Origin of the sequence: Glutamicibacter sp. BW78, from assembly GCF_002332245.1 — a bacterium.
GTDB classification, from domain to species: Bacteria; Actinomycetota; Actinomycetes; order Actinomycetales; family Micrococcaceae; genus Arthrobacter_H; species Arthrobacter_H rhombi_A.
On sequence record NZ_NRGU01000017.1, the window covers coordinates 1 to 25,988 of the forward strand.

Below are 25,988 nucleotides of genomic sequence, written 5' to 3' on the forward strand. Positions count from 1 at the left end.
ACCGGCTGCAGCAGATTGCCCTCGAGCTGGTTCACCACGACCACCACCACCAGGACGATCACTGCCGCCACCGGGCCGACGCCTAAAAGTGCGACGACGGAGGCCAGGATCCCGGTGACCGTGGCACCCAGGATGGGGATGAAGGCGCCGATGAAGATCAGGACGATCAATGGCAGGGCCAGCGGCACCTTCAGGATCAGCAAGCAGGCCCCGATCAGGACGGCGTCCACTGCGGCGACGATGGCCGTCCCACGGACGTAGCCGCCCAAAACGGCGGTGATCCGTCGCCCGGCGATCCGCACCTTGGCGAGCTGCCGGCCGCGCAGCTTTCCGGTGGCAAAGGCCCACATCTTCCCGCCGTCCTTGAGGAAGAAGAACAGGATGACGGCCATCAGCACGAACCCCGTCGCCATTTCCGAGACGAGCGCCGCGCCGGCCATGGCCTGGTCCTGCGTTGCATCGCTGCCCATCAGCTGCTGGAAGGATTGCTGGGCATGCTTCAGCGTCGCGTCGTTGACCGGCAACGGACTATTTTTCAGCGCGGTCCACAGGTCCTTGGTCCGGTCCCCCGCCTGGTCCGCCAGGGACGCCCATTCGGCACGGATCGTGGTGATGACGCCGAGCAGGATGGCCCCGAAGGCGATGAGCAGGGCAGCGAAGGCGGTGCCCGTGGCCGGCCCCGCCGACCAGCCGTGGTGGCGCAGCCAGATCACGAGCGGGTTGATGGCCGCCGCGAGGATCAGCGCGAGGAAGAGCGGCACGATCACGACGGTGATCTGCAGGAGCCCGAAGACGACGACGGCCACCAACACCAGGAGGTACAGGATGCTGCGGGCCCGCTCACCGGCACGACTCAAACTATGGGTCCACTGGAGGCGTTCGCGTCCGTCGAGTGCCTCGTCAGGTTCAGTCATCGTGTTCTCCCGTACTGGTCCAGGGTGGATGACGGATCAGAGTCCGGGCAGCACCTGTTCGCGCACCTGCTTGCGCAGGATCTTGCCCAGCATAGAGCGTGGGAGGTCTTCGATGGCCACGATGCGCTTAGGAACTTTGTAGCCGGCCAGGTGTTCACGGCAATGTGCACGCAGCGCGTCTTCATCCAGGCCGGCCCCGGGTTCGAGTTCGACGGCGGCGAGCACCATTTCGCCCCCGCGTTCCAGGGGTTTGCCGAAGGCGGCGGCATCCTTCACGTCGGAGTGCAGGCGCAGCACGGTCTCGACCTCGGTGGGTGAGACGTTGAAGCCGCCGGTGACAATCAGTTCCTTGGCCCGGTCCACCACGGTGGCGAAACCGTCGTCGTCCACGGTGACGATGTCGCCGGTGCGCAGCCAGCCGCCGGGCAGCAGCGTTGTGGCGGTTTCCTCGGGGTTGTTCCAGTAGCCGCTGAAGACCTGTGGGCCCTTGATGAGCAGCTCCCCGGGTTCTCCGGCCGTGACCTCGGCCGATGCGTCCTGGGGGTCCACGACTTTCATGAGGGTCGAGGGGAAGGGCACCCCGATGGTGCCGTTGCGCCGGGTGGGGTGGAACGGGTTACCCAGGGCCACCGGCGAGGATTCGGTCATCCCGTAGCCTTCGACCAGCAGGCCGCCGGAGACCGATTCCCAGAGTTCGACGACATGGTCGGGCAGGTTCATGGCCCCGGAAATGCAGTATTTGGCCGAACGCAGCGATACCCCGCGTTCCTTCGCGGCGATGGCGGTGCGTTCGTAGATCGGCGGGACCGCGCAGTAGACGGTGGCCGGGGACTTCTTCATCGCGTCCAGGATCAGCTCTGGGTCGAACTTCGGGAACAGGACCAACAGGCCCTGCTTGCGGATCCCGTAGGTCAGGTACAGCGTCATGCCGAAGGCGTGGAACATCGGCAGGATGGCGTAGAAGATCTCCTTGCCGTACTGCGCGCCTTCCATCCAGGCCTCGCCCTGCAGGGCGTTTGAATACAGGTTGAAGTGGGTCAGCATCGCCCCCTTGGGGCGGCCCGTGGTGCCCGAGGTGTACTGGATGGCTGCCAGATCACTCACGTCGGGGCGCGGGTGCAGCGGGTCGAGCGTGCCGTGGGACAGCAGCTTCTTCCAGCCGGTGGTCCCCGGGGCCTTGGCGGTCAACGAGTCCCGGGTGGCTTTCAGTTTGCCCACCGGCAGGGCCAGCGCTGCACGTTTGATCCTCGGGAAGGCTTCGAGCAGGTTCACCGAAACGATGTGGTCGATCTCGATATCTGAGGGGAAGTCGGCGAGCGCGGCTGCGGCTTTATCCCAGACGATGGCGATGCGTGCCTGGTGGTCCTCGAACTGGTGGCGCAGTTCGCGGGCGGTGTACAGCGGATTATGTTCGACGACGACGGCGCCCAGGCGCAGCACCGCGTAGAAGGCGACGACGTGCTGCGGGCAGTTCGGCAGCACCAGGGCCACCCGGTCCCCGGCGCGCACCCCGAGGGTGCGCAGGCCTTCGGCAGCCCGGTCGACCTGTTCGCCGAGTTCGCGGTAGCTGGTGCGTCGGCCGAAGAACTCCAGCGCCGGAAGGTTGCCGGCCTCGGCGACCGAGTGCTCGAGCATGTCGACCAGTGATTCGGTCGGCAAATCGATCTCGGCGGGAACGCCCGGCTGGTAGTTCTTCACCCAGGGCTGCTGCGCGGCGGATGGCTGTTCGGGGGCACCGGTGGCGTTGTCCATGAGGCCTATCTTCCCGCGAAAGCACGACGACGGCGAATCGCTCGGTCAGACGTACCGGGAGGACAGGCGACACCCAGACACTTCGTTGCCCAATGGNNCCATTGGGCAACGAAGTGTCATACTCATGTCGTGACCGAGATCAGTTTGAGAGAAACCAAGCGCAGGAATACCGCGCACGCCCTCGCCCGAACCGCGTTCGAGCTGGCCCGGGAACGAGGGGTCGACGGGTTCACCATCGACGAGGTGGCTTCCCGCGCGGGCTACTCCCGCCGCACCTTTGCCAACCACTTTGCCGGCAAGGAGGAAGCCATCGTGGCGGTCGCCGTCGAACAAGTCCGCTCCGCTCTCGACACGCCCCCCGATGACGACCTGGCCCTGCTCGACTGGTTGCAGGCGGTGGCCCGGAAACAACTCGGCGGCGGCCTGCTCACCGTCCTGCACAGCCTGCGGGCCCTGGCGGCGGAGAACCCCTCCTTGCGCCCCCATCTTCTCGAAGTCCATCAACTCATCCGTGACACCGCCTTGCAGGCCGTCCTGTCCCGGATCAGCTTCCCCGGCAGCAAGGCCTACGCCCACGTGCTGGTCGGGGCCGCCTACGGCGCGCTGACCTGCGTCATGGAAGGGAAGATCGCCCTCCAGCACGAAGCTGCTCCCACACCAGCAACCGCGGACCGCGAAGAGTTGGCCCTGGACGACTTCCTGGACCTCACCTTCACGCACCTGCGCCACGGCTTCTAACCCACCTCTTTTTTCTGCATCGACCACTTAAGGCGATACCCCCATGTCTACTTTTCTCCACCGTCTCGGCGCCATGGCCCATCGGCGGCCCTGGATCTTCCTGCTCGTGTGGCTGCTGGCCTTCGGAGGTGCCATCGGCATTGCGGCCACCAGCGACGTCCACATCTCCTCGTCTCTGACCATCGACGGGACACCGAGCCAGGACGTCCGGGACAATCTGGCCCGGGAGCTTCCGGCAGCAGGCGGCGGGCAAGGTTCCCTGGTGTTCACGGTCCCCGAGGCAGAAGAACTTACCGACGGCGGGCGGGCCTCCGCCATCGGCGAGGCGGCGAAAGACATCACCGAGCTTCCGTTCGTCGTCGACAAATCCGCTGCGACAGCGGATGCCCCGGAGTCGCCAGAGGCCCAGAAGAAAGCGAAGCAAGCACAGCAGGATTCACCCCGGCCCCTGCTCGTCGATGGCTCCCCCGTGCCGGGGGTGATGGTCTCCGCCGACGGCAGCGTCGCCATGCTCCAGATGCAGCTGACCGCCCCGATCGACGAGCTTCCCGACGGCTCGGCCGACCAGATCGTGACGACGGCACAAGACGCGGTCGCCGACACCGGGCTGAACGTGTTGCCCAGTGACTCCCTGGACTCGATGCACCCACCCATCGGCGGGCATGAGGCGATCGGCCTGGGGATCGCCCTGCTGGTATTGCTCCTGACGCTCGGTTCGTTGCGTGCTGCAAGCCTGCCCCTGCTCACGGCACTGACCGGGGTCGGTATCGGTATCGGTGGTGCCTTCGCCCTGTCCTCCTCGATCACCCTGACGACGGCGACTCCCGCGCTGGCCTTGATGATCGGACTCGCGGTGGGCATCGACTACGCACTGTTCATCGTCAATCGTCAGCGCCATTTCATCATCGTCGACGGCCTCAGCGCCCCAGAAGCCACCGCACGGGCCCTGGCCACCGCGGGCAGCGCCGTCGTCTTCGCCGGCACGACGGTCGTCATTGCCCTGGCCGGGCTGACGGTCATCGGCATCGGCTTCCTCACCACGATGGCGTTGGTCGCCGCGGCAACCGTTGCCTTGGCTGTCTTGATCGCCCTCACCCTACTCCCGGCCCTGCTCGGATTCGCCGGTGAGGGCATCTGCTCGACCCGGGCCAGGGCACGCGGTGTGTCGGGTCGGCATTCAGACCGGAAGGGACCGGCTCGACGGTGGGCCCGAGGAGTCACCGGACGGCCCTGGCTGGCAGTAGCCGGCGTCGTCGTCATCCTCGGCGTCGCCGCCATTCCGGCCTTGAGCATGGACTTGGGGATGCCCACCGGCGCACAAGATGCCGAGCAGAGCACCTCACGGCAGAGCTACGATGCCACCACCCGCGGGTTCGGCGAGGGGTTCAACGCACCACTGATGGTCGTGGCCCATTCCGCCGATGGCACCCCCTTGGATCAGGCACGCATCGGCGCCGTGGCCCAAGGACTCCAGCAGACGGACAGCGTCGCCTCCGCCAGCCTCACGGGAGCCGATCCCGACCACACGTTGGCCGTGTTCACCGTCATTCCCGAACAAGGCCCCACCGATGAGCGCACCGCCCAACTGGTCACCGACCTGCGGGACCCCGCCGCCGCGGTGTCCACGCAGGCGGGGGTCTCCCTGGGTGTCACCGGTCTGACGGCGATCAACCTGGACATCACCGACCGGCTGAGCGAAGCGCTGCCGCAATACATCGCGATCATCGTCGGGCTCTCACTGCTGCTACTGCTGCTGATCTTCCGCTCGATCATCATTCCGCTGAAGGCCACCGCCGGCTTCCTGCTGAGCATTGCGGCGACCTTTGGGATCAGCACCGCCGTTTTCCAATGGGGATGGCTGATCGGGATCGTGGGGCTGGACAACGGCGGACCACTGCTGAGCTTTTTGCCCATCATGGTCACCGGCATCCTCTACGGACTGGCGATGGATTACCAGGTGTTCCTGGTGTCCTCGATGCGTGAAGCCCACACCTCGGGGCTGGCACCCCGAGCGGCCATCATCCACGGATTCGAACAGGCCAGCCGGGTGGTCACCGCTGCGGCGATCATCATGGTTTCGGTGTTCGCCGCCTTCATCTTCAGCGACGACACCATGATCAAGCAGTTCGGTTTCACGCTGGCCATCGGCGTGGTGATCGACGCGTTCCTGGTCCGCATGACGTTCATCCCCGCCCTGATGAGCCTGCTGGGCCGCAGTGTCTGGTGGCTACCGGGCTGGCTGGATCGGATCCTGCCGAGCATCGATCTGGAGGGCGAGGACTTCGCCCACACCCCCGCCCCGCACCCGCGGGAGGTCGAGGCCACGGCGACTGCCGGTTAGCCGGCCTTCTTTGCGAAGCTGCGCAGCTGGGCCAGGGAACCGTTGAAGACGTTGCCGTCCACTCCGGCGGTCTTGCTGATGAAGCCGGTGTCCGTCGCGTATTGCCACACCCGGTGGTTGGTCCATCCACCGGGCAGGGCTCCGGGGGTGTCCTGGGCCGATGCCGGATAACGCGCCACATGCAGATCCCAGTTCTTGAACCGGGAGGAGGAGTTGGTGCACTGGTTCCACCAGGAGCCGGCGGTGTAGATCATCGGCAGCCTGCCGGTCAGATTCCTGACCTCGACGCCGAAGGCATGGATCCAGTCAGAGAGCTGCTTCGGGCTCATCCCGTAGCAGGTGTCCCCCTTGCCCTGCCGGAAGGTTTTGGCATCATAGGGGTTCCATTCGATGTCCAGCAGCGGCGGCATCGTCTTCCCGTCGGCCGACCAGCCTCCACCATTGGCGACGAAGGCCCGGGCCTGTGTTTTGGCGCTGGACGCTGCGGGCATGGCGAAGTGGTAGGCCCCGCGGATCATCCCGGCGTCATGGGAACCGTTGTATTGCTGGGTAAAATTGGGGTTCTTATACACCGAGGACGGCCAGGACTGCGTGGCCTTCACATAGGCGAACCGGGCGCCCTTCTTCTTCGCGTAGGCCCAATCCACGTTGCCCTGGTGGGCGGAGACGTCCACGCCGGGAACGCCCGGCGGACGCCACCAGCCGTTGCCGGAGGTGTACGACGGCGAGACGGTCGAGTTCGGTGTTTTCGCTGGGTTTGAGGGGAGGTCGGGAATCGAAGTGGTCTCGCCGCCCGCTGCTCGGCCCAGCTCGGCCAGTTCCCGGAGCGTGGGGACCTGGGGGTCACCGGTTTCGGCGATGCGTTTCTGGCCTTGGCCCATCTGCGCGGGCAGCACCTCCTCCCCCAGGGCTTCGGAGGCCCGTTCGGCCAGGGCCTTCCTTTCGGCCGCAGGGATCCGGCCGTCGGCGAGCGCGTCGGCGATCTCCTGCCCGGCGGGTTCGGGCAGATTCGAGTCGGCAGGAGGAGGGGCAGCCGGCGCCGCGGTGGCTACCGGGGCCATCGCCGAGGTCAGGGCGAAGGCCGCGGCGAGGGGTATCGCGGCGAAGCGGAAGCTGCGTGCCGGTGACAGGGGCATGGTCGGTCCTCTCATCAATGATGTTGAGTCGTCTGGCTCGTCCCCGGGCAGTCTGGCAGACCCGCATCAGAGCCACAAGGAAAAAGACGACCGTTCCAGCAATATTTCTTTTCGTCCGTCACGACTCAACTAGAAGATGTCACAGCCTGTCTTCTAGCGACCGCCGACACCGCGGGTGGCCTCCATCAAGGCTTCGGTACGGCGGTGAACGTCGGCGTCGCGTCCACCCAGGGTGGCCACGAGTCGTTGCAACCGGGTCACGCGGTCGACATAGTGCTGGGAGAGCCGAGCTGCCAGGGGTAGAGCCGCCAGGTCAGCTGCTTCGCGCCAGGCCATGACCAGGGCCCGTTCAAACAGGCGCTGGTCCGCCTCGGCGCTGGAGGACGCCGCCCCAGCTCCCAGCACGGCCACGGTATTGAGTCGGGAATCGTCCAACCCCAGTGCCAGCTGATCCAGGTCGGCCCGGGCCCGGCGCAGGGCGGCGCCTCCCCGACCGAAGCGGCCGAGCCGGGCCGAGATGAGGCCGCCGAACCGCACCACCTGGGCTGCCGTGAGGAGTCCCAGCGTCAGGGTCACGGTCAGTAGCCAGAAGAGCAGGGCCCCGCTGACGTTCTGGTCCCGGAAACCGTTGGCTTGCAGCCCACGGGCCAGGTCCTCGAGCCCATTGGCCACATGAACCTCGGCCGTCCCCGACGAGGAGACGTAGAGGTTGGGGAAGGTCCAGTTCGACGCTCCCAGCCGGCGGCCGTCACCCAATGCCGTGGCCCCGGTGAGCTGTCCCGGCACCGCGACCCGGCCGTCGTCGAAGACCATGACGGGCACGATCACCTGATCGGGCCGCAGCTCGTCGGTCACCGGCTCCAGCAACCGGGGGAACTGCCCCTTCACCCGCCAGAGCGCCTCGAGCCGGCGGGCAGGATCGACCTCGACCCCCAAATCCGAGTCGGCTCTGGGGGTCGGCTGCAGGTACTGTTCGGCATCGCGGACCGCCAAGGTGACGTCGATGGGTCGGGGGAACTGATCCTCGAGGTAGCGACGGATCCCCTCCTCCGTGATCCCCTCGGCCTGCCCATCGATGGTCAGGCTGCGTAGATGGTCGGTGCCGGTCAGTTCCCAGCCGGGACGGCCCAGGACGGTCCCGGTGACCAGTCCGGCGGCGATGGCCGAGACCACGAGCGCGACGGCGGTTCCCGAGAGCCACCAGATGGTGGCACGCCGCCCGGTTGCCGGCGTGCCGTGGGAGCCGGGGTGGAGCCGGCGCAGACCGCGACGGCCCCGATGCCCGCGGGGTCGGCGGGCCGGGGACAAAGCGTCGTAGGCCTCCACGTCACCGAGCAGGGCCCGGGCCACGGCATTGGCTTCGTCGAGTACCGTCAACGCCAGCGACGCCTCACCCGGCAGGCCCAGGCTTTCGCGCAGTCCGCTCAGGTCTTCTGTATCCCGCCGGCGGGCCCTGACCTTGCCGTGCGGGTAGCGGCGCAGCACGTCGGCAATATGGCGGGCGATCCCCTCGAGGCTGCGTTCCGCCTCCGCCCAGGCCTCGACCCCGGAGCCTGCGGTGCCGCGGCCGGAACGGGCCGAGGCCTCCAGCAGGGCCCGCAGCCGGCCGCGCAGATCGTCCATGGTCTTGGCCGAAAACACGTTGGCCGGGGCCGCTTCCAGGCGGATGATCAGTTCACGGGCGGCGTCGTTCAACGGGGCGGTGATCCGCTCGAAGACCGCGCCCCGCCGGGACAGGTTCCCGTGCACGGCGCCGGCGGCGAGCAGGGCGTCGGCCAGGGTGGTGAGTTCGCGGGCCGAGGCCTCGAAGAGATCGACCAGGCCCCCGGTCTGCGTGGACAGCGCGGTCTGCGGATCCCTGACGGCGGTCGCGACCCCTGCTTCGGTGCGGGCCAGTTCCAGGGTCGAATCCCGCAACGTCCGCCAGGCCACGGTGTAGCCGGCGGGCCGGCGTCGTTCGGGAGTCGTCCGGTAGGTGACTTCGAGTGCCTCCAAGTCCAGGGCCACCCGGGCGAGACGGCGCTGGGCCGTGGCTAGCCGCCGGTACCGGCGCTCCCAGTGCCGGCGCCGGCGCAGCGAGAAGGCCAGGGCGGTGCCGGTGAGGAGGATCCCCAGGCCGGTTCCGGCCACCCAGAACACGGGGGTGCGGATGGGCCCGTCGCCCAGCACGTCGGCCGCGGTTTCGGCGGCGGCCACCACGGCCAGCGGGCCATGGCCGAGCCCGAGGTTGTTCAGGTAGGTGTTTCCGATGGCGAAACGGTCGTCGAAATCGTCGGAGGAGCGCAGGGCGGCGCCGGTGAAGCGCCGTTCGTTCGGCGTGCCCTCTGCGTTCTTCCACTGCGTGGAGAGGACGACGTCGGCGCCCAGATCCGTCCTCCCGTGTTGTTGGTCGGAGCTGAGGTGGTCGGCGGTGACCTTGAAGGTCAGCGGTTTCCACGAGCGGATGGGGTCGGGGTGGGCGGCGTCGACGGTGGATTGGCTGATGCCGTGGCCCGGGGAGCCCTCCACGACGATGCGCACCTGGGCTTCAGATTCGGCGGTGACCGCATGCCAGCCGAAGCCGGCGAAGATCAGGGTGGCCACCCCCAGCACCAGGGCCAGCCAGGGGAAACCAAAGTGGGGGCGGGAGTCGCCGGCACGCACCAGCCGGCCCGTCACCGCGGCGCTCATGCCCGCCTACCGGAGGCAGGGGTACTGCGGGATCCGGCAGCAGCGAGCAGGTCAACGGCCCGGGCGAGCTGGGCAAGGACGTCGTGGGCGCCGGGCTGCCCTTTTCCGGCGGTCCCCGTATCGGCCAGCTTCGGTCCGAGTTCCACTTCGGCGACCGCTGCCTGCCCGGCGAGGCGCCCGGTGACCGCGTCGAGTTCGATCCGCAAGGCCTCCAGCCGGTCGAGCAGATCATAGCCGGGCTTTCGGCGCCCCCGTTTGGCGGCCCGCCGGGTGTCCTTCTCCACATCGTCCAAGGCCCGGGTGTGTTCGATCAACACGGCCACCACCTCACGGGCGGCTTCGAGCTTGCGGGCACCGGGGACGTCGAGCCCCTCGGTCAGGTCCTGCAACCGGTCCCGGTGGGACTGGATTTGACGTTGCCACGCCTGTTTTGCCGGGCGGCCAGCGCCGAGCAGCAGATCCATCCCGTCCAGGGCACCCTGCTGGGTACTCAGCCGGTCCAGGATCGCCGACGCCGTCGCGGTGTCATCGGTGGCCGCTTCCTCGGCCGCCTGCTCTTCCCCCGCCGTCCGCTCCACCAGGTGGGTGGTCAGCCGGGCGACGGATGCTGCGACCGGCCCCGCGCTCCCCCGGTGGATTGGGGCATCGCCCCGGCTCCGCAGTTCATTGGCCACCTCATGGATCCGTGGCCGCAGAGACACGACCTTTTGCTCCCGCACCTGCAGCGCCGCTTCCTTCTTGCGACGCCGGCCACCAGCCACCGCGGCACCGATCCCGGCCAGGACCACGATCCCCACTCCCCCCAGCACCCGCGGCAGCGGGTTGGAGCGGGCCTTGATCCCGGTCCCGGCGGCGACGGCGAGTTCGGAGAGACCCTGGGTGTAGCTGCCCGCATCGAAGGCCTTCTGCCCAGCACGGGTGAGCGTCTCGAGATGGGCGTGGTCAGTGAGTTCGATATTGCGTCCGCGCTCGATCGAGACGTCCACGGGATCCCCGGTGCGTTCGGGCAGGATCACCCCGACGGCCATCCATCCTTTGCCGACGTAACCGTCGGTTTTCCCGTGTTCCACCCAGTCATCGGCGAGGGCGTCCGACTGTCCGAACAGCAACGAGCCACGGACCAGTTGGGCTGCGCTTTTCATCTCGGTGGGTTGCTGGTCCACCGCCAGTAGAACCTTGGTGCCGTCCGCCAGCTGCGCGGATTCCACGGCTTTCACGATGGCTTCCGCGTCTACCCGATCGGCTGCTGCTTCGACGACGGCCAGGAACAGATGCTCGGATTCGGCTTCCCGCCCGGGGATCCGCAGCTTGCCCTCATCCTCGCCGGGCCGATCGGGAGTCAGCACCGATGGGCCTGCGGGTTCGGGGGCCTCGTTGGCTGCCGCCGGGCCCGCCAACGTGCCGATCAGGACCAATCCGGCGAGCGCCGCGCACACCACAGACAGTGGACGACGGCGGGGCGGTGCGGTCATGGGGACTCCGGTCCGGTGCGAACGGGCAAAAATCTCTTCCCACTGTAGCCCGGGCCGGGATACGAGTCTCGGCTCCCTACACGCCCCGGCTCCCTGCCAGCCCCGAAAACCCGTTCTAGGTTTGATTCCTAAAGGATTCGGCAGGCATAGCGGCGACGGCAGACCTGACCGGCTCGGCGTCGGTGACGTCGTAGGGTCCGCGGCCGCCGCCGGACTCCCTGCACCCTGCGTGGGCTACGGAACCGGCCAACGCTTTCGCTCGCAACACCGATCGCCATTCCCAATGCTGGCCTTAAGCGCTATCCGCCGTCTCCCACGGTCTCAGCTTCCGAAGCATTGTTCCGGTGCTCCATCCACAGAACAATGTCGAGAATCCGCAAAAGCGACAGATGCGCTTGACCCGACTTCGCACGGAGTGAGCGCAAACGCTCAATGCCGGCCTCTGAATTGGCATCGTGGAAAGAACTGAACCAGAGATTCCACTGCTCGGTGCTGTCCTTCAAACCAGCGGCGCGGCCGACCACGGAATCATAGACGGGAATGAGCTGGGGGCGCTTCCGAGCCAAGATCTTACTGGCGGTGGTTTGGCCCACCTCCCAACGATCGTCACGTTGACGCAGCAGATCCCAAATCTTCTCTGCAGGCGAACTATCACCAAGCAGAGTGTCAAATTCTTCGCCGCTAAGTTCCTCGAAGCACACATCGACTGGCAGTTCCTCTAGGAGGCTTTCAATCTCGCCGCCCAGGGTTTCGATTATCCCCAGTGCAGCCTGCGCAGGCACATGGACCGAGAGCATCGAAACAGCGATCAGATCATGAGCGGTGATCCGATGCGGTTCGTTCTGGTCGCCGCCACCGGCGAACGTCTCAAATCTAGACCCGGTAAACCACGGTCGTCCATTGGACTGGTCTTCGAAATACGACTGAACGTGGCTGAGCGCACGATCCTCGCTAATCTGTGCCAAGGCCGCAAAAGGCATTCTTCCCCCTATTGATTGTGTCCTTCCGACTGACGGCCGGCTACCGCGAGCCTACCCAACACAACCGATGGTTCGGTGACTTCATCGCATTCCTCGGACCCATGCCCAAAGCCCAAGCCCCTTGAACATCGGTCGCTTTCCGCTCAGTCGTCGAGCAACGCTGCTGCGTACATGGGACGGGCGGCATCGGTCGTTGGCGGGTGGAACAGCCCTGCGGTGGCATCGCGGAACAAGCGGTTGAGTTCGTTCCCGTTGTTGAATCCGCTGCCGCTGGCACACATGAGCGCGGCTTCGGCAGCGTGGCGGGCGACGGTGGAGGCGTTGATGCGGGCACTGACCAGCCGCAAGGGCCAACCCGCCCCGTGATCGACGAACTCGTCGAAGTCGCGGCTATAGGAATCCAGCTGAGCCGGGACCGCCATGTACTCCATATGGGCGTCGGCCAGGCGGGTCCTGAATTCCGGGACTTCGGCGTAGCTCGTTCCGGTCTTCGCCGACTTCCTGCGTTTCAGCCCTTCTGCGCCCAGGTCGAGTGCACGGCGGGCGACGCCGGCATAGACCGAACCGATCAGCAGCTGGAAGTTGCTCGTGATCGCGAAGGTCAACATATCGGGGTGGCGTCCGGTCGGCATTTTCCGAACGACCCGCTCGGGCGCCATCCTGACCTTTTTCAAGGTGGTGGCCCGACTCTGTGAGGCGCGCATGCCCAGTACGTCCCACTGGTCCGAGACGGTGATGCCTTCGGTATCCCGCTCGATGAACCCGTAGACGAGGGTTGGGTTCTCAGTATCGGTGCTGTCCAGCCCGTGGGTGATCAGACGTGTCCATACCGGGGACAGTGAGGTGAAGATCTTCACCCCGGTCAGCAGATAACCGCCGTCGTCCTGTGGTTCGGCGATGGTGTTCGATCCCTGGAGCACCCAGTCGTTGGCCGGCTCGCTGATCCCGAAGGCGAAGATCTCCCCGTTCATGGCTTCGCCGAACACATGGTCCAGCGACCGGTCCCCGCGCTCGAACAGGGCACGGGCGACGCCGGTGCACATGAGGTGCATGTTGATCGCCAGCGCCGTTGCCGGTGCCGCGGTGGCCAGGCGTTGCTGCAGGCGGGACACCTGGTTCAGGCTCAGACCCGGGCCACCGAATTCCTCGGGCACGGACACGGTGAGGTAGTGCTGTTCGATCAGCTCGGCCAGGTCCTCGTGGAAGAAACTGTTCTCCCGGTCGTAACGGTCGGCGCGGTCGCGGAAGCGCTCCAACAGGTCCTCGGGCAGGTACTGCTCTGCCAACTCTGCATGGCGGATCTCTCGGTCTGGCATAGGTGCTCCCTCGTTATTCATTCCCACGGGTGATCAAGACCGCGCCGTTATGTCCGCCGAATCCGAAGGAGTTCGACAGCACGGCGGTGACCTGTTGCCGCCGGGCCTCGCCGGCCACGATATCCCAGCCCTCGAACTCCGGGTCCTCGAGGTTGATCGTCGGCGGCAAGATCCCACTGCGGAGCGACTGAACGGCAATGACCGCTTCGACGGCTCCTGAGGCCCCGAGCAGATGGCCCGTGCTCGACTTGGTAGCGCTGATCGGAATGGTCCGGGCCCGGTCACCGAGTGCGGCCTCCAGAGCGTTCAGTTCGGCGGCGTCACCGGCAGGGGTCCCCGTGCCGTGGGCGTTGATGTGGTCGACCGTCTCCGAGCTGACTTCCGCGTCGGTGAGGCAGTCGCGGACGGCCTGCGCCGCTCCCCTGCCCTCCGGATGTGGTGCGGTGGCGTGATAGGCGTCGCTGGCGGCACCGAATCCTGCCAGCTCCGCCAAAACGGTGGCTCCCCGGGTGCGGGCACTCTCCTCGGATTCGAGCAGAATGGCCGCCGAGCCGGCCGACATCACGAAGCCGGATCGGGCCCGGTCAAACGGTCTTGAGGCGGCGGTCGGGTCATCTTCATAGCCTGCGGCGAGTGCCCGCATATTCGCGTTCGATGCCAGGTTCACCGCATTCAGGCAGTCCTCCATCCCAACCACGAGGACCGCGTCGGCGTAACCGTGGCGGATCCGGCGCATCGCCTCCCCGAGGGCGATTGCCCCGCTGGCGCAGGTCGCTGATACCCCCTGCGCGGGGCCGAACGCCCGGTACCGCTGGCTGAGGATGGCTGCAGCGGCATCCGGGGCGCCATGGATCGCCAACGTCAACGGCACGGACCGTGGGCCTTTCTGGTCCAGGATGCGGGTGGCTTGCTGCATCGCGTCGACCGGTCCGGAGCCGGTGGCTGCCATGATCGCGAATCGTTGCGGATCCCAGGGCATCTCCCCCGCGTCCGGGGTCCAGCCGGCCTGTTCCATGGCCTGGTCGGCGGCGGCTACGGCCCAGTGTTGGCTGGGGCTGAGCCGGCGGGCCAGGCGGGGCTTCAGGACGGTGGTGGCGTCGAAACCGGTCACTTCGCCGCCGATGCGGACGGCAAGGTTTTCGAACTCGGGACCGTCAAGGGTGGTGATGGCACTGCGGCCCTGGGCGACGTTGTCCCACAGGGTCGGGACGTCCAAGCCGCTCGGGGTGATCGCCCCCAGCCCCGTGATCATGACGCGACGACGATCGTTCATAAGCGCACTGCCTCTCCGTGGGCGACCAAATCGGCGACGGCAGGGCGGCGGATCTTGCCACCGACGGTGCGTGGCAGCTGCTCCATCCGGTACCAGCGGCGCGGGACGAACTGCGGGGCCAGTTCCTGGCGTGCCCGGGCCAGCAGCTCGCTCTTCTCCGGTGACTCCCCCTCGATAACGAGTGCGACGACGGTGCCGAGCCGCTCGTGGGCCAGCGCCACCGCGCAGACCGCTCCCAGCTGTGGCATCCCGTCGAAGGCGCGTTCCACACCGGGCAAGGAGACCTTATGCCCACCGGTGACGGCCACGTCTCCGGCGCGGCCCTCCAACACCAGAGCGCCGTCGATCAGTCGTCCCTGGTCGTTCACCGTCGCCCAGCCGCCGGCTCCTTGCAACACAGCCTCTGTTGTTCCCTGGAGGTACCCGTCGGAGCATGAGGCGGCGTGGACCCACAGGGTGCCCGGTTCGCCGTCGGACACTTCAGCTCCTTGGTCGTCACGGATGCTCACGCGGATGCCGTCGTAGACGCTGATGCGGGTGCCGTCACCGCCCCGGCTGTCGCCGATGAACCCGATTTCCGCCGCCCCGTAGTAGCTGATGAGCCGCACATCGGGTAGGACGTCGGCCAGCCCGGTACGCAGGATCGCGGGAAGGTTCGCGCCGCCGGTGACCACCAGTTCGAGTGTCGCGAGGGATTCCGGGTTACGGCGGGCGGCATCGATCAGTGTTTGGACGATCGCGGGGACGGCCACCACGCGGGTGATCTTCTCGTCGCGGATACGGCGGCCCAGTGCCGCCGGGTCGAAGGCGTCCGCCACATGGGCGCTGCCACCGGAGGCGAGGCATTCGATGAGTGCGTACAGGGTGAGGCTGTAGGACACCGGACCGGGGGCAAGGGTGGCGACGCCGGCGTACGGCTCCAGATAGGCGCTGGAGACGGCGAAGTTCTCGCGGTACTGGTGTCTGGTCTTCAGGAAAGCCTTGGGGTTGCTCGTCGTGCCCGAGGAGAACAGCAGAAGGAACGGCTCATCGCCATCCCGCACCGTCGGTTGAGCTGCTGGAGCGACGGATGCCTCTTTCTGCCTGAACTCGACGAGGGTGATGATCGTGCCCGTCCAACCAGTCGCGGCGAGGCCGTCGGCCAGATCGGTCGAATCACTGATGACCACACCGATTCCCGTGGAGAGGATGACGCCGATCTGGTGATCCAGCGGCCATTGCGGGTCCACGGTCGCCGACACGGCCCGGAACCCTGCGAGGCCCGCGATGATGCGCGAGGTGTGGAACGCCGAGGAGATGCTCACGGCCGTGATCGGGATGCCGGAGGTTTCTGCGGCCGGTGCCGGTGGAGTGGCCTGGGCACCGTGCAAGGCATCAACCACGGAGAACATTCGCCGCGAATCATCAACGAGCTGCGCATACGTCAGGCGGCCGTCGTCCCCGACGATCGCCGGCTGGTCGGGATGGTGTTCGGCCGTGTCCAGCACAGTCCGTGTGATCGGCACCCGCGGCCTCCCTGTCTTGAGATGTCGTCCCGTTGGTAGGTGATTTCCGGACAGCCCGATTCTAGTGGCCCTTCCCAGCCCGAGCAGAACAGGGCCCCTGCCGTAGATCTGTCAGTAAGTGCCGCTGCTAGAACATCAGCCAGGGTGTGCGTGTCATGGTTTGCGCTGGATGTGGTTCTGGTCCGTCTCCCCCGCAATTTGACCGCCTCGCCTCCGCGACGGTGGTTCTCCGCCGTGAAACTTGTTGACGAGGTACCACCCGGTCACCCTGTGAGGCGCAGAAAGAGCGCCTGCACTCAGTGTGAAGTATCGCGAATCTGCCCGAATTCCAATGCCCCCCAAAAATCACCACGAACGTAACGCTGCTCGGGCTCTGGGACCAAGTCCCAGTGGCGGGTTTTGCCTCGTTGGAGCGCTCCAGCAACTAATCTGCGCCGCACCTGACTCTCCAGAACGTCGCGCTCCAATTTCACGAGATCGTAATGAGTTGCCAATTCCTTGCGCAGCAGTTCAACCAGCTCGGCGTGCATCGGCTTTGACACGACATTTTCAAGTTCATGCGGGTCCACGCGCAGATCGAACAGCTGCTCCGGATCTCCGGGGCAGACGATGTACTTATACTGGCCACGTACCAGTGTCAGCTGTGGCCGTAGCGTCCCCTCGGCGAGGTACTCGATGACGACGTCGCGATCTTCCGGGCCGGCCCGTCCATCTGCCTCCCGACGGGCGGACTCCAGCAGCGACACCCCGCGCCGTGCAGAACCCGAGGCAGCATCAGATCCTTCCTGCTCAATGTCATGTTTCGGCTCACCGCCGGGGGCTCCCGCCAGTTCCAGCAGGGTCGGCATCAGGTCCAACAGCGAGACTGGGTTCGCGTAGCGTCCCTGCGGCACCAAATGCTCCGGACCGTAGACGATCAGTGGCACACGGGAGGACTCCTCGTACGGCGACATCTTGTACCAGAGACCCTTCTCCCCGAGCATGTCGCCGTGATCGCTGGTGACGATGATGACGGTGTTCTCCAGCAGATCCAGTTCTTCCAGACGCTCGCGGATGCGACCGACATGATCGTCGATGTAGCTCACGGCGGCGTAATAAGATCGCCGTGCTCGACGAACTTCCTCGAGGCTCGGATCGCGCTGGTCGAAGCCGCTCATCGCCCGCAGACGATGGCTGTGCGGGTCCTCCGCCAGGCTGGGCACCTGTGGGTACTTCGGATCCGGGATCTCGTCGTCAGCGAAACGGTCCCAATGATCACGCGGTGGTTCGTAGGGATCATGCGGGTGGATAAAGCTCGTGACCATGAGGAAGGGGGTGTCCTCACTCGCGGCCTGGTTCGCTCTGACCCTGTCGTTAAGGTGACGCAGCGTGCGGAATGCCACCTCGTCGTCGAAATCCTGTTGAACGGTTGCCTTCGAGACGCCGGCAGTAAAAACGGCGTCAGCGTCGTGATACCACTGCAGGCGATCGCTCGGATCGCGTTGCCAGTCCGGCACCATATCCATGTCCGCTGGGTAAACGTCCGTCGTCAAACGCTGTTCAAACCCATGATGCTGATCGGGACCGATGAAGTGCATCCGCCCGACCAGCGCCGTGTGGTAGCCAGCGTTGCGCAGGTGATGGGCGAATGTCGGCGTCGACGCCGGGAAATCATCGCCATTGTCGTAGCAGCCCAGATCCGAGGGCATTTCCCCGGTCATCATCGACGCGCGCGATGGCGCACACAACGGGGTATTGCAGTATGCCCGATCGAAGACAGCTGACTCTGCAGCCAACCGGTCGATGTTCGGAGTCTTGGCTGCAGCATCCCCGTAGGCGCCGAGTGCCTGCGCCGCCATCTGGTCGGCTTGGATAACGACAATATTTGGTCTCATGATTAACCTTTCATTCCTCCGGGTCGACTAAACATCCCTCACTCGACCCGAACGCGCTGCGTTCCAGCACGAAGTCCTGTTCGTCTTTTCTTCCACTGTAGGCGGTGCGGCAGTTCGCAAGGAGACGGCGCCTGGTAGTCGTACAGGCTCTGGGCGCCGTCCTCCCTGTCAGTTTTTTCCTGCACCGGAGTCGGCGTCGTCATCCGGTGTCGAGTCCACGGCCACCTCTTCAGTGGTTGCATCGCTCTCAACGGGATCCGCGGCCCAGCCGTCTGCCCATTCACCGGTATCGAAATTGAACCCGACGGGTTCGCCGAGCTCGTCGGTGCGCCGGTACCACTCGGTATAATCTTCGTGCGTCGAGTCGACTCCGGCTCCGGCCCCCTCGCCGGGCTCCGTGGGAATCACCTGCAAGTTGAAGTCGTCGTCGTACCGGTCCAGACCATCCACGATGGCGTTGCTCACCGCAGCCTCAGCATATTGCTGCCGCAGTGTGTGCGGATCGGTACGAAGATCGCGGACCCAGGCGATGATGATCAGAAGCATGACGAAGGCGAAGGGCACCGCCGTAATGATCACCAGCGACTGTAGTCCCTCGAGCGCGTCGGTACTGCCAAGAAGCAGCATGACGACGGCAATGCCAGCCATGACGAGGCCCCAGAAGACCACGATGGCCTTCGGCGGGTTCTGGCTGCCTCGAGTCGTGAGGATGCCCATCACCACCGAAGCGGAATCTGCAGCAGTGATGAAGAAAATCGCCAGAATGAACATGATCAAAATTGGCAGGATTCCAGCGAAGGGTAGGTTCTCGACAATCTTGAACAGCACCTCTGGCGGATTCACCTGCTCGATGACGCCCAAGGTCCCCTCGCGGTACATCGAAATGGCAGTCCCACCCATGATGCCGTAGGCCACGAACAGCAGCGACGACGGAATCAGGATCACTCCCAAGATGAACTGCCTGATGGTCCGGCCTCGGGAGATGCGAGCGATGAAGATCCCGACGAAAGGCGACCAGGAGATCCACCAGGCCCAGTAGTACACGGTCCATGCCGACTGGAAGTCCAGCGTGGCCTCTCCCCAAGAAGCTGATCGTGCCATCAGTTCGAAGAGTGATCCGACATATTCCATGACTGCCGACGGCAACAGGTTCAGCAGGAAGAGGGTCGGTCCCAAGAGAAATACCAGGCCCGTAAAGCCAAGGGTGAGCACGATGTTGATGTTCGAGAGGTAGCGAATGCCTCGGGTGACCCCTGAGACGGCAGAGATCACGAAACCGACCGCAAGGATGGCAATAATGATGACCAAGGCGTTGTTGGTCAGGTCCGAGGCGCCGGAGACGATGACAAACCCCTCGCCAATCTGCATTGCGGCGATTCCCAGAGCGGCGGCCGTGCCGAAGAGTGTCGCGATGATTGCGAAAATATCCACCAATTGGCCAGCCCATCCTTCGGAACGTTTCTTGCCGAAGAGCCGCTGGAAGATCGATGACATGAGGAGGGGGCGTCCGCGCCGATAGGCCGTATAGGCGACAGCGCCACCCACCAGGGCATACATTGCCCACGCGTGGAATCCCCAATGGTAGTAAGTCTGTGCCAGGGCATGATGCATGGCCTCGGTGGACTCTGCTTCATTCGTCAGCGGCGGTGGATTGATGAAGTACGTCAGCGGTTCTGAAGGCCCCCAGAACATCACACCGATACCAAGCCCTGCCGCAAAGAGCATCGCCACCCAGGAGAACGTGGAGAACTCGGGACGTTCGCCGTCCTTGCCGAGAGGGATCTTGCCGTAGCGGCTAAAGCCCAGCACTAACATTGCGACCAAGACAATCGTGGCGACGGCGTTGAATAGCCAGCTCAGGTGGGCCATGGTCCATCCATACGCCGTATCCGCCACAACGCCCACGCTCGCCGGATCAACGACCCCCCAAACCACAAAGGCCGCTGTGAGGACACCAGCTACACCGAACACGAGCTTGTCTACGCCGTAGCGACGACGCTGCTCATCGATGCCGATGCCGGGAACCAGTGCGGGATGAATGTTATGGGGGTACTTCGGGCGCGCATAATCCAAGTGAGACAGGAGTTGCCCGGTGCGTCGGTCTATTCGCCGACCTGTGCCTGGCTTCTGTCTGCGCTTAACAGGCTCGTCCTCTTTCACTTTAATACGGCTCCGTTCTGGTTGGCTTCATGCGATCAGGGTGTAGTTACGAAACGTCCCTCGCGCGTTGGCCGCTTGGGGCTGACGAAAATCCCGTGACGGGTGAAAGGGGTTTCCGACCCACTAGAGTACGTTAGGTCATACGCACAGGTGACGACTTTCATACGAAAACCCTTCCGTCGCCCCTCCCACGTATCGCTGGGCCTACTCTGGGCTAATCAAGTTACTGTCAGGCGCTGGAAGGCTACTGCCTCAAGACAAAACCTCCGGCGGTCCATCTGAACTAACGAACGATGTGATTTCCTGGGGTCGTAGTGACCGTTCTGCCCCGGTGCTTCGGTGGCATTCGGTTCGTTGGCCAGCTGCTGGTAATTGGATCAGAACCCGTTCAGGGCTGCATTCTGCCGGTGTTTCTTTCGGACATGGCTTGTGGAACGCGTTTTGTCCCGACTCCGTGAGTCAAAAATTGTCGTTTTTCGAAGACGACTGCCTGGAATATCCAAAATCGACTGCACAACACCCCTGTGCCCGCAGGAGGACCGGCTTACGTACAGGCTGCCGCAGGGGAACGCGGATAGAGATTGCCGCTTGCTCTCCTTGTGTTCTACGGGCGTGAATAGTGTTGGCGGAAGCGGCGGCGCTTGCCTAGGAACCTTCGCCTTCGTCCGGTTCGCGCCGAGGAGGAGGCCCATCTTCGATTGAGACCGCGATTTCTAATGGGAAAATCGGCTCATGACTGAGAATGAGGTTTCTGAACAGCGCATGTTGCCCACATCAACCGAGATTATTGCGGCGCTGCGGGGCGCCGGTTGGCTGCTAAAACAAGGTACTTCAGCAACCCTTGAGTAGAGTGGATTCCACGTCGAGACGGCCAAAGCCTTTCCCGACTCGGACGACCCCTCTGTATCCCGCGAGATAGACGTCCACGCCTACCGACAAATATTCCGTAGTGATGAATTGAGTCTCAGTGTGGGCGTGCGGGCGATTGCCAAGTGCAAGCAAAGCAGCATGCCCTATGTCGTAGTAGGCGCCCCCGCAAACGCCTACGAATTGGAACGCCTCCGACAAGAACAGCACTTTCGTTTTCCGAGTATCGAGACGGGGCGCACCTAACTGGGTGACGGACGTGCACGTTTACATCACACTCAGGCACGGGAGTACTTGGGCCTAGATACTTTGCCTGGAAACCCCTGGGAAAGTGGATTCGTTGGCAGCCAAATGATGCGGCTTGACCGGAAGAAAACATGGCTCGCCGATAATCGCGGCATCTTCACTTCGCTCATTTACCCGCTGGCCAAGGCCCTCACCTATTTCAGGTCACAATCGAACCGAAGTTCGTACGTAATGCATAAGCGAGGACAAGAGTGGGCGCCCGTCGATTTCCACTATCCTCTAGTTGTACTGCCCAAGTAGGTTGGTTGAACTCGTGCCACGACACGATCTGAATTAATGGGATGAAGAAGGCCCCCTGATGTGGAGTGGAGCTGTCTAAGAAACCGCTTCACAAACAGGAGGCCTTCATGTCCCACGCTAATGCAGCCTTGACCCCGAAAGCACGTCTGAGACTTGCCAGGCTCATCGTCGACGATCGCTGGAGCGTGTCCACCGCGGCGAAGATGTTCATGGTCTCCTGGCCTACGGCCAAACGCTGGGCAGAGCGCTATCGGGTCCACGGCCCGGCAGCAATGGCCGACAAAACCAGTCGGCCCAGGACGTGCCCGGCACGCACCCGGCAGGCCATGGTGAAGAAGATCGTTGCCCTGCGCTGGCGAAAACGGTTGGGCCCGGTCCAGATCGCCTACCGGCTGGGACTACCTGCCTCGACCGTGCACGCGGTGCTTGTTCGTTGTCGGATCAACCGGTTGCGTTATATCGATCGGGTCACCGGCGAGCCGATCCGCCGCTATGAACATCCTTATCCCGGATCCATGATCCACGTGGACGTCACCAAGTTTGGGAACATCCCCGACGGTGGAGGGCACCGATACGTAGGCCGAAAGGCAGGGGACAAAAACCGTGCGGCGACCCCGGACAAGCCCCGCAATGCGACCTACAACCCGAAAATGGGTACCGCGTTCGTACATACCGTGATCGATGACCACTCCCGCATCGCTTACGCCGAGATCCACGATGATGAGAAGGCCGTCACGGCCATCGCCGTGCTGGGGAGGGCCGTGGCCTGGTTCGCGGACAGGGACGTCACCGTGGAGCGGGTGCTATCCGATAACGGTTCCGCCTATCGCTCACATGCCTGGCGCGATGCCTGCGGGGGGCTGGGGATCAAGCCCAAGAGGACCAGGCCCTACCGGCCCCAGACCAATGGCAAGATCGAACGGTTCCACCGGACCTTGAGCGACGGGTGGGCCTACGCCAAGTTCTACGGCGACGAGGCCACCCGTCGAGACGCGTTGCCGGCCTGGATTCATGAATATAATCACCACAGGCCCCATACCGCTATCGGGAACCAGCCACCCATCAATCGTTTAACTAACGTCCCTGATCAGTACATCTAGTCGTCACCTCAGCACCGCTGTTCACGGTGGACACAAGCAGATCGGCCGTTGGAGTAGTTAAATCTCCGTGGGCAACGATGACCCGAGAGCTCAAGTCAGCGAAGATCGACGGCAAGTTCAACATCGACATCGTCACTTCAGACGCACTGGGAGACTACCTAGATAAACGCGTGAATACATTCGCTTCAGCCGTTGCTGCAATTGCCGAGAACGCGCCGGAACGCTTCGTTACCCACCAGAACCACGGCTACAAACAGAAAGAAAATTGAGGTGTACACGAAATCGCCCCGCAAGTGTCTCGTATGCGATGGGATGCAAGACACCAAGTCGAGACAGTTGAGATGCTTGGAAATCTGGGACTCCGTCTATCTTGAGGCCAAGGTTCACAAGCTTGTCGTCTCATGGCGAAGCCAGACACAGTTGCGGGAGGCTGCAAAGCATATCGATGCTTTACAGCCTCCCGCATGATGTTCCCCCGTGTGCCGCTATTTCGTTGTGCGGCCATACTTGGAGCGGGGCTTATCGTGAGACTTTTGGCCGCTGTTTCGACTGGCTTCCATTTGGTTCCCGATTGCCGGCCCCCATGGCGGCGGCGTCTTCTTCGGCGAAGGAGCGGTTGTTGGTCTCCTTCAGGAACAAGGCCGCGATCAACGCCCCGGCGGCGATCACCGTCAGGTAGATCGCCGGTGCCATCTTGTTCCCGGTGGCTGCGATCAGCCAGGTCGCTACGAAGGGTGCGGTTCCACCAAAGATGGCATAGCTGACGTTGTAGGTAATGGCCGAAGCCGTATACCGCACGGCGGTCGGGAAGACCTCACACAGCAACACGGCTGTCACTACGTTGGCGGTCACCGCACCCACGGCGAGCATGACCTGGGCCGCCAAAGCGGAGCCAAATCCTCCCCCGGCCGCCAACTGATAAGCCGGGATGGCCAGCACGCCGAGCAGAATCACCGAGGCATACATCGTCCGCTTGCGTCCGACCCGGTCGCAGATCCGGCCAACGAACGGGCACAAGGCTGCAGCGAAAAGCAGTGCCAGAACGTTCGAGAGCAGGACCTGAGCGGAGGGCAGGCCCACTACTTCGCGCAGGAATGTCGTCATGTATGTCGAGAAGGTATAGAAGGAGAGCGCGGTCAGCGAGATGTAGCCGGCCAACAGGGCCATGGTCCGCCATTGTGAGCGGAAGGTATGCGATAAGGGGGCATGTTCGGTTGTTTGTGATTCGGCCACTGCCTTGAACAGCGGGCTTTCATCGAGCCGCTGTCGGATGTAGAAGGCCACCAAGCCCAGGGGCCCTGCCACGAGGAAGGGGATTCGCCATCCCCAGGCGTCCATTTGCCCCGCGCTGAGGTTGGCGGCAAGCAGGTAGGACAAAAGGGCTGCTGCGGCGAAGGATCCGAAGGTGGCTGCCGGCATCCAGCTCGAGTGCCGGGACCGCTCCCCTTGCGGGGCGTGTTCGATGACGTAGGTGACGGCGCCGGCGTATTCACCGCCAGCGGAGAAGCCTTGCAGGCTCCGGGCCAAGGTCAGCAACACTGCCGACCAGATCCCGATGGTGGCGTAGACCGGCATTAGTCCGATGGCCAACGTGGATCCCGACATCAGCAGAACGGTCAGGGTCAGGACGCGTTTGCGTCCGATCCGGTCCCCCAGCCGTCCGAAGAAGGCCCCTCCGACCGGTCGTAGGGCAAAGGCGACCGCGAAGACCGCGAAGGTCTGCAATAGGGCCACAACCGGATCGCCTTCGGGGAAGAAAGCCCGAGCCAGGATGGGTGCCATGAAGCCATAGACGGCGAAATCGAACCACTCAACCACGGTTCCAGCGCCGGCGGCGAACGTGACTTTCCGCAAGGTGGCACGAGAGACGGAGGGGGGCGGGGTTGGTGTGGTTTGGGGTTCTTGGTGCTCGCGGTGCATGTCTACTCCCTAGATTCGCGAACTGTTAGGACCCCGCATGTAAACGCGTCGAATAGCCGCTCGTGGCTCATGCCGGGTCTTGGATGGCCTATGGCCACGTGGACGGCTGTACCGTCGCCTCCCCTTTGCAAGGGCAGGAAGATTACACCAGGACGGGCGCTGCAGACAGAATGTCTGTTTGCCGGATCCTTCTGGCGAACTGTACGTTCCCTAGTTTTTGGGGAAGGTTCGCTACACCTTTGTGGCCCGGACGTTGGCTGGCGTGCCGAGGGCAAGTCGCGAAGTGGAAAAGGTTTCGAAGGACTCTGGTAGCTTGTTGAGATCCAGGCAGACCGGGATGATGGTGGCCGTGTTCTTGCAGGCAAACCGGTGGATCGGAGCGTTCCATGCGTTGGCCAGATCGAGCTTCACGGTAGCCGGCCGGGTGCCGTAATATACGCGGTGCTGGCAACAGCGCCAGGTATTCGGCGGAATGTTCGGCGACTACTTGCTCAGTCGGTTCACTCAACCGGGTTTCGATGCCCTTGCTCATGATGTGAATCCCCTTTGATTCATTGTCCGGACGATGAATCCACTCTGGTGTACACCATTCTCCGGATGTTGCTACTAAAAGAATCTAATTGCTACAAGAGCAACAAACAAGACGTGAGCTAAATCTCTTTTAAATCTTTTTGTCAGGGCACTACGGGCGTCTCCCAGCTCGCTGGCCGACACGCGCTCGTCGAAGCATGACTTGATACGGACTGATCGCTAGGCGTAGTCGATCCGCGAAAGAAGGTATTTTCCAGGGCATCACATAGCAGATTTCATACAGCACCCAAGGGATGCCCCACTCCCTCACCGGGGCGAGCGGAAGCTAGGGCCGTTAAGCACACGGCAGGCAGGTACGTTCGGGCGGGCGGCCTCGCTGCCGGCCGCGGACCGCTGCGGTTGCTGTTGATGCCGTGCGCCGGCTGATGGATGTCTCTGCCATGCCGCCTTGTGCGCTGGGTGGGAGGCGGTGTGCAGCGTTTCAAAGGACTACCTTTGCCCGGCCGGCCCCCAGAAAGGTGTATTCGGATTCTCCGGACACTGAATGCGATCCCTGCCTGGGCAACGACGAGGCTGGAACGGACGGCGAGGGTCCGGATGAAATTGCGGGCCCTGACCGCGATGGCCAGCCAGGCGCTATTGGATCCGCAATGCTCCGAAGGTAGATGCGCCAGGGCACTGTCTCTCTGGTCAACGTTGGCCTGCCCGATGATCGCGCGCTTCAGGAAGAACCCCTGGAACCGGCGCGCGACGAGGCATCCGGGAACCTGCGCCCTCACAGCTATGCAACAGTCCGGCACCCACCAAGGGGTACCGGACTGTCACAGAGTGGCCCGGAGATCACCCGTCCGCAAGATTCCGATTGGAGGGTGCGACTCAGGCCGGATCCGCAG

General features: G+C 64.1%; 16 protein-coding genes. 4 read left to right on the plus strand and 12 right to left on the minus strand.

Annotated features, from left to right (window positions below):
- Positions 1-914, minus strand: a 914-nt coding sequence (locus tag CIK75_RS02800) for an AI-2E family transporter (RefSeq protein ID WP_096223158.1), incomplete at its 3' end; no start/stop codon positions are given.
- Between the two features lie 36 nt (positions 915-950).
- Entirely contained in the window at positions 951-2,666 is a 1,716-nt protein-coding gene (locus CIK75_RS02805; RefSeq protein WP_086995753.1) for a long-chain-fatty-acid--CoA ligase, read from the minus strand.
- Between the two features lie 129 nt (positions 2,667-2,795).
- On the opposite strand from CIK75_RS02805, the gene CIK75_RS02810 reads away from it, so the two are divergent.
- Both CIK75_RS02810 and CIK75_RS02815 read left to right on the plus strand, forming a co-directional pair.
- Positions 2,796-3,404: a helix-turn-helix domain-containing protein gene (locus tag CIK75_RS02810; RefSeq protein ID WP_096223159.1), complete on the plus strand. Its 609-nt coding sequence runs from the start codon at positions 2,796-2,798 to the stop codon at positions 3,402-3,404.
- A gap of 43 nt (positions 3,405-3,447) precedes the next feature.
- Complete coding sequence (locus CIK75_RS02815) at positions 3,448-5,745, plus strand: MMPL family transporter (RefSeq protein WP_086995745.1); 2,298 nt, start codon at positions 3,448-3,450, stop codon at positions 5,743-5,745.
- Here the strand turns inward: CIK75_RS02815 and CIK75_RS02820 are convergent.
- From CIK75_RS02820 to CIK75_RS02860, 9 genes are all read right to left on the minus strand, one after another.
- Positions 5,742-6,881, minus strand: coding sequence for a GH25 family lysozyme (locus CIK75_RS02820; protein ID WP_143269196.1), 1,140 nt, complete (start codon positions 6,879-6,881; stop codon positions 5,742-5,744). The two genes, CIK75_RS02815 and CIK75_RS02820, sit on opposite strands and share 4 nt — an antisense overlap.
- A 153-nt stretch (positions 6,882-7,034) precedes the next feature.
- Positions 7,035-9,551: a DUF5129 domain-containing protein gene (locus tag CIK75_RS02825; protein ID WP_086995740.1), complete on the minus strand. Its 2,517-nt coding sequence runs from the start codon at positions 9,549-9,551 to the stop codon at positions 7,035-7,037.
- A complete protein-coding gene (locus CIK75_RS02830; RefSeq protein WP_086995737.1) occupies positions 9,548-11,023 on the minus strand; it encodes a hypothetical protein in 1,476 nt (491 codons plus the stop codon). Before CIK75_RS02830 ends, CIK75_RS02825 begins: the two co-directional genes overlap by 4 nt.
- 299 nt (positions 11,024-11,322) lie before the next feature.
- Entirely contained in the window at positions 11,323-12,003 is a 681-nt protein-coding gene (locus CIK75_RS02835) for a DUF6308 family protein (RefSeq protein WP_086995734.1), read from the minus strand.
- 143 nt (positions 12,004-12,146) lie between these two features.
- The gene (locus CIK75_RS02840; RefSeq protein WP_086995731.1) at positions 12,147-13,319 is read right to left on the minus strand and encodes an acyl-CoA dehydrogenase family protein; all 1,173 of its coding nucleotides are present in this window, start codon (positions 13,317-13,319) and stop codon (positions 12,147-12,149) included.
- A 13-nt stretch (positions 13,320-13,332) separates the two neighbouring features.
- Positions 13,333-14,592, minus strand: a complete 1,260-nt coding sequence (locus CIK75_RS02845) for a beta-ketoacyl-[acyl-carrier-protein] synthase family protein (protein WP_086995728.1) — start codon at positions 14,590-14,592, stop codon at positions 13,333-13,335.
- On the minus strand, positions 14,589-16,097 hold the full coding sequence (locus CIK75_RS02850) for an AMP-binding protein (RefSeq protein ID WP_086995726.1): 1,509 nt from the start codon (positions 16,095-16,097) through the stop codon (positions 14,589-14,591). The genes CIK75_RS02845 and CIK75_RS02850 overlap by 4 nt, the downstream gene beginning before the upstream one ends.
- Before the next feature lie 296 nt (positions 16,098-16,393).
- A complete protein-coding gene (gene betC, locus CIK75_RS02855) occupies positions 16,394-17,971 on the minus strand; it encodes a choline-sulfatase (protein WP_086995724.1) in 1,578 nt (525 codons plus the stop codon).
- Between the two features lie 168 nt (positions 17,972-18,139).
- A complete protein-coding gene (locus CIK75_RS02860; RefSeq protein WP_342744351.1) occupies positions 18,140-20,044 on the minus strand; it encodes a BCCT family transporter in 1,905 nt (634 codons plus the stop codon).
- Positions 20,045-21,651: 1,607 nt separating this feature from the next.
- On the opposite strand from CIK75_RS02860, the gene CIK75_RS02870 reads away from it, so the two are divergent.
- Both CIK75_RS02870 and CIK75_RS02875 read left to right on the plus strand, forming a co-directional pair.
- Entirely contained in the window at positions 21,652-22,644 is a 993-nt protein-coding gene (locus CIK75_RS02870; protein ID WP_096223160.1) for an IS481 family transposase, read from the plus strand.
- A gap of 77 nt (positions 22,645-22,721) precedes the next feature.
- Entirely contained in the window at positions 22,722-22,913 is a 192-nt protein-coding gene (locus CIK75_RS02875; protein WP_086996252.1) for a hypothetical protein, read from the plus strand.
- Between the two features lie 250 nt (positions 22,914-23,163).
- Here CIK75_RS02875 and CIK75_RS02885 read toward each other — a convergent pair whose 3' ends face one another.
- Positions 23,164-24,564 carry an MFS transporter gene (locus CIK75_RS02885; RefSeq protein WP_086996246.1) on the minus strand — a complete coding sequence of 467 codons (1,401 nt, stop codon included), beginning with the start codon at positions 24,562-24,564 and terminating at the stop codon, positions 23,164-23,166.
- Positions 24,565-25,988: the final 1,424 nt, after the last annotated feature.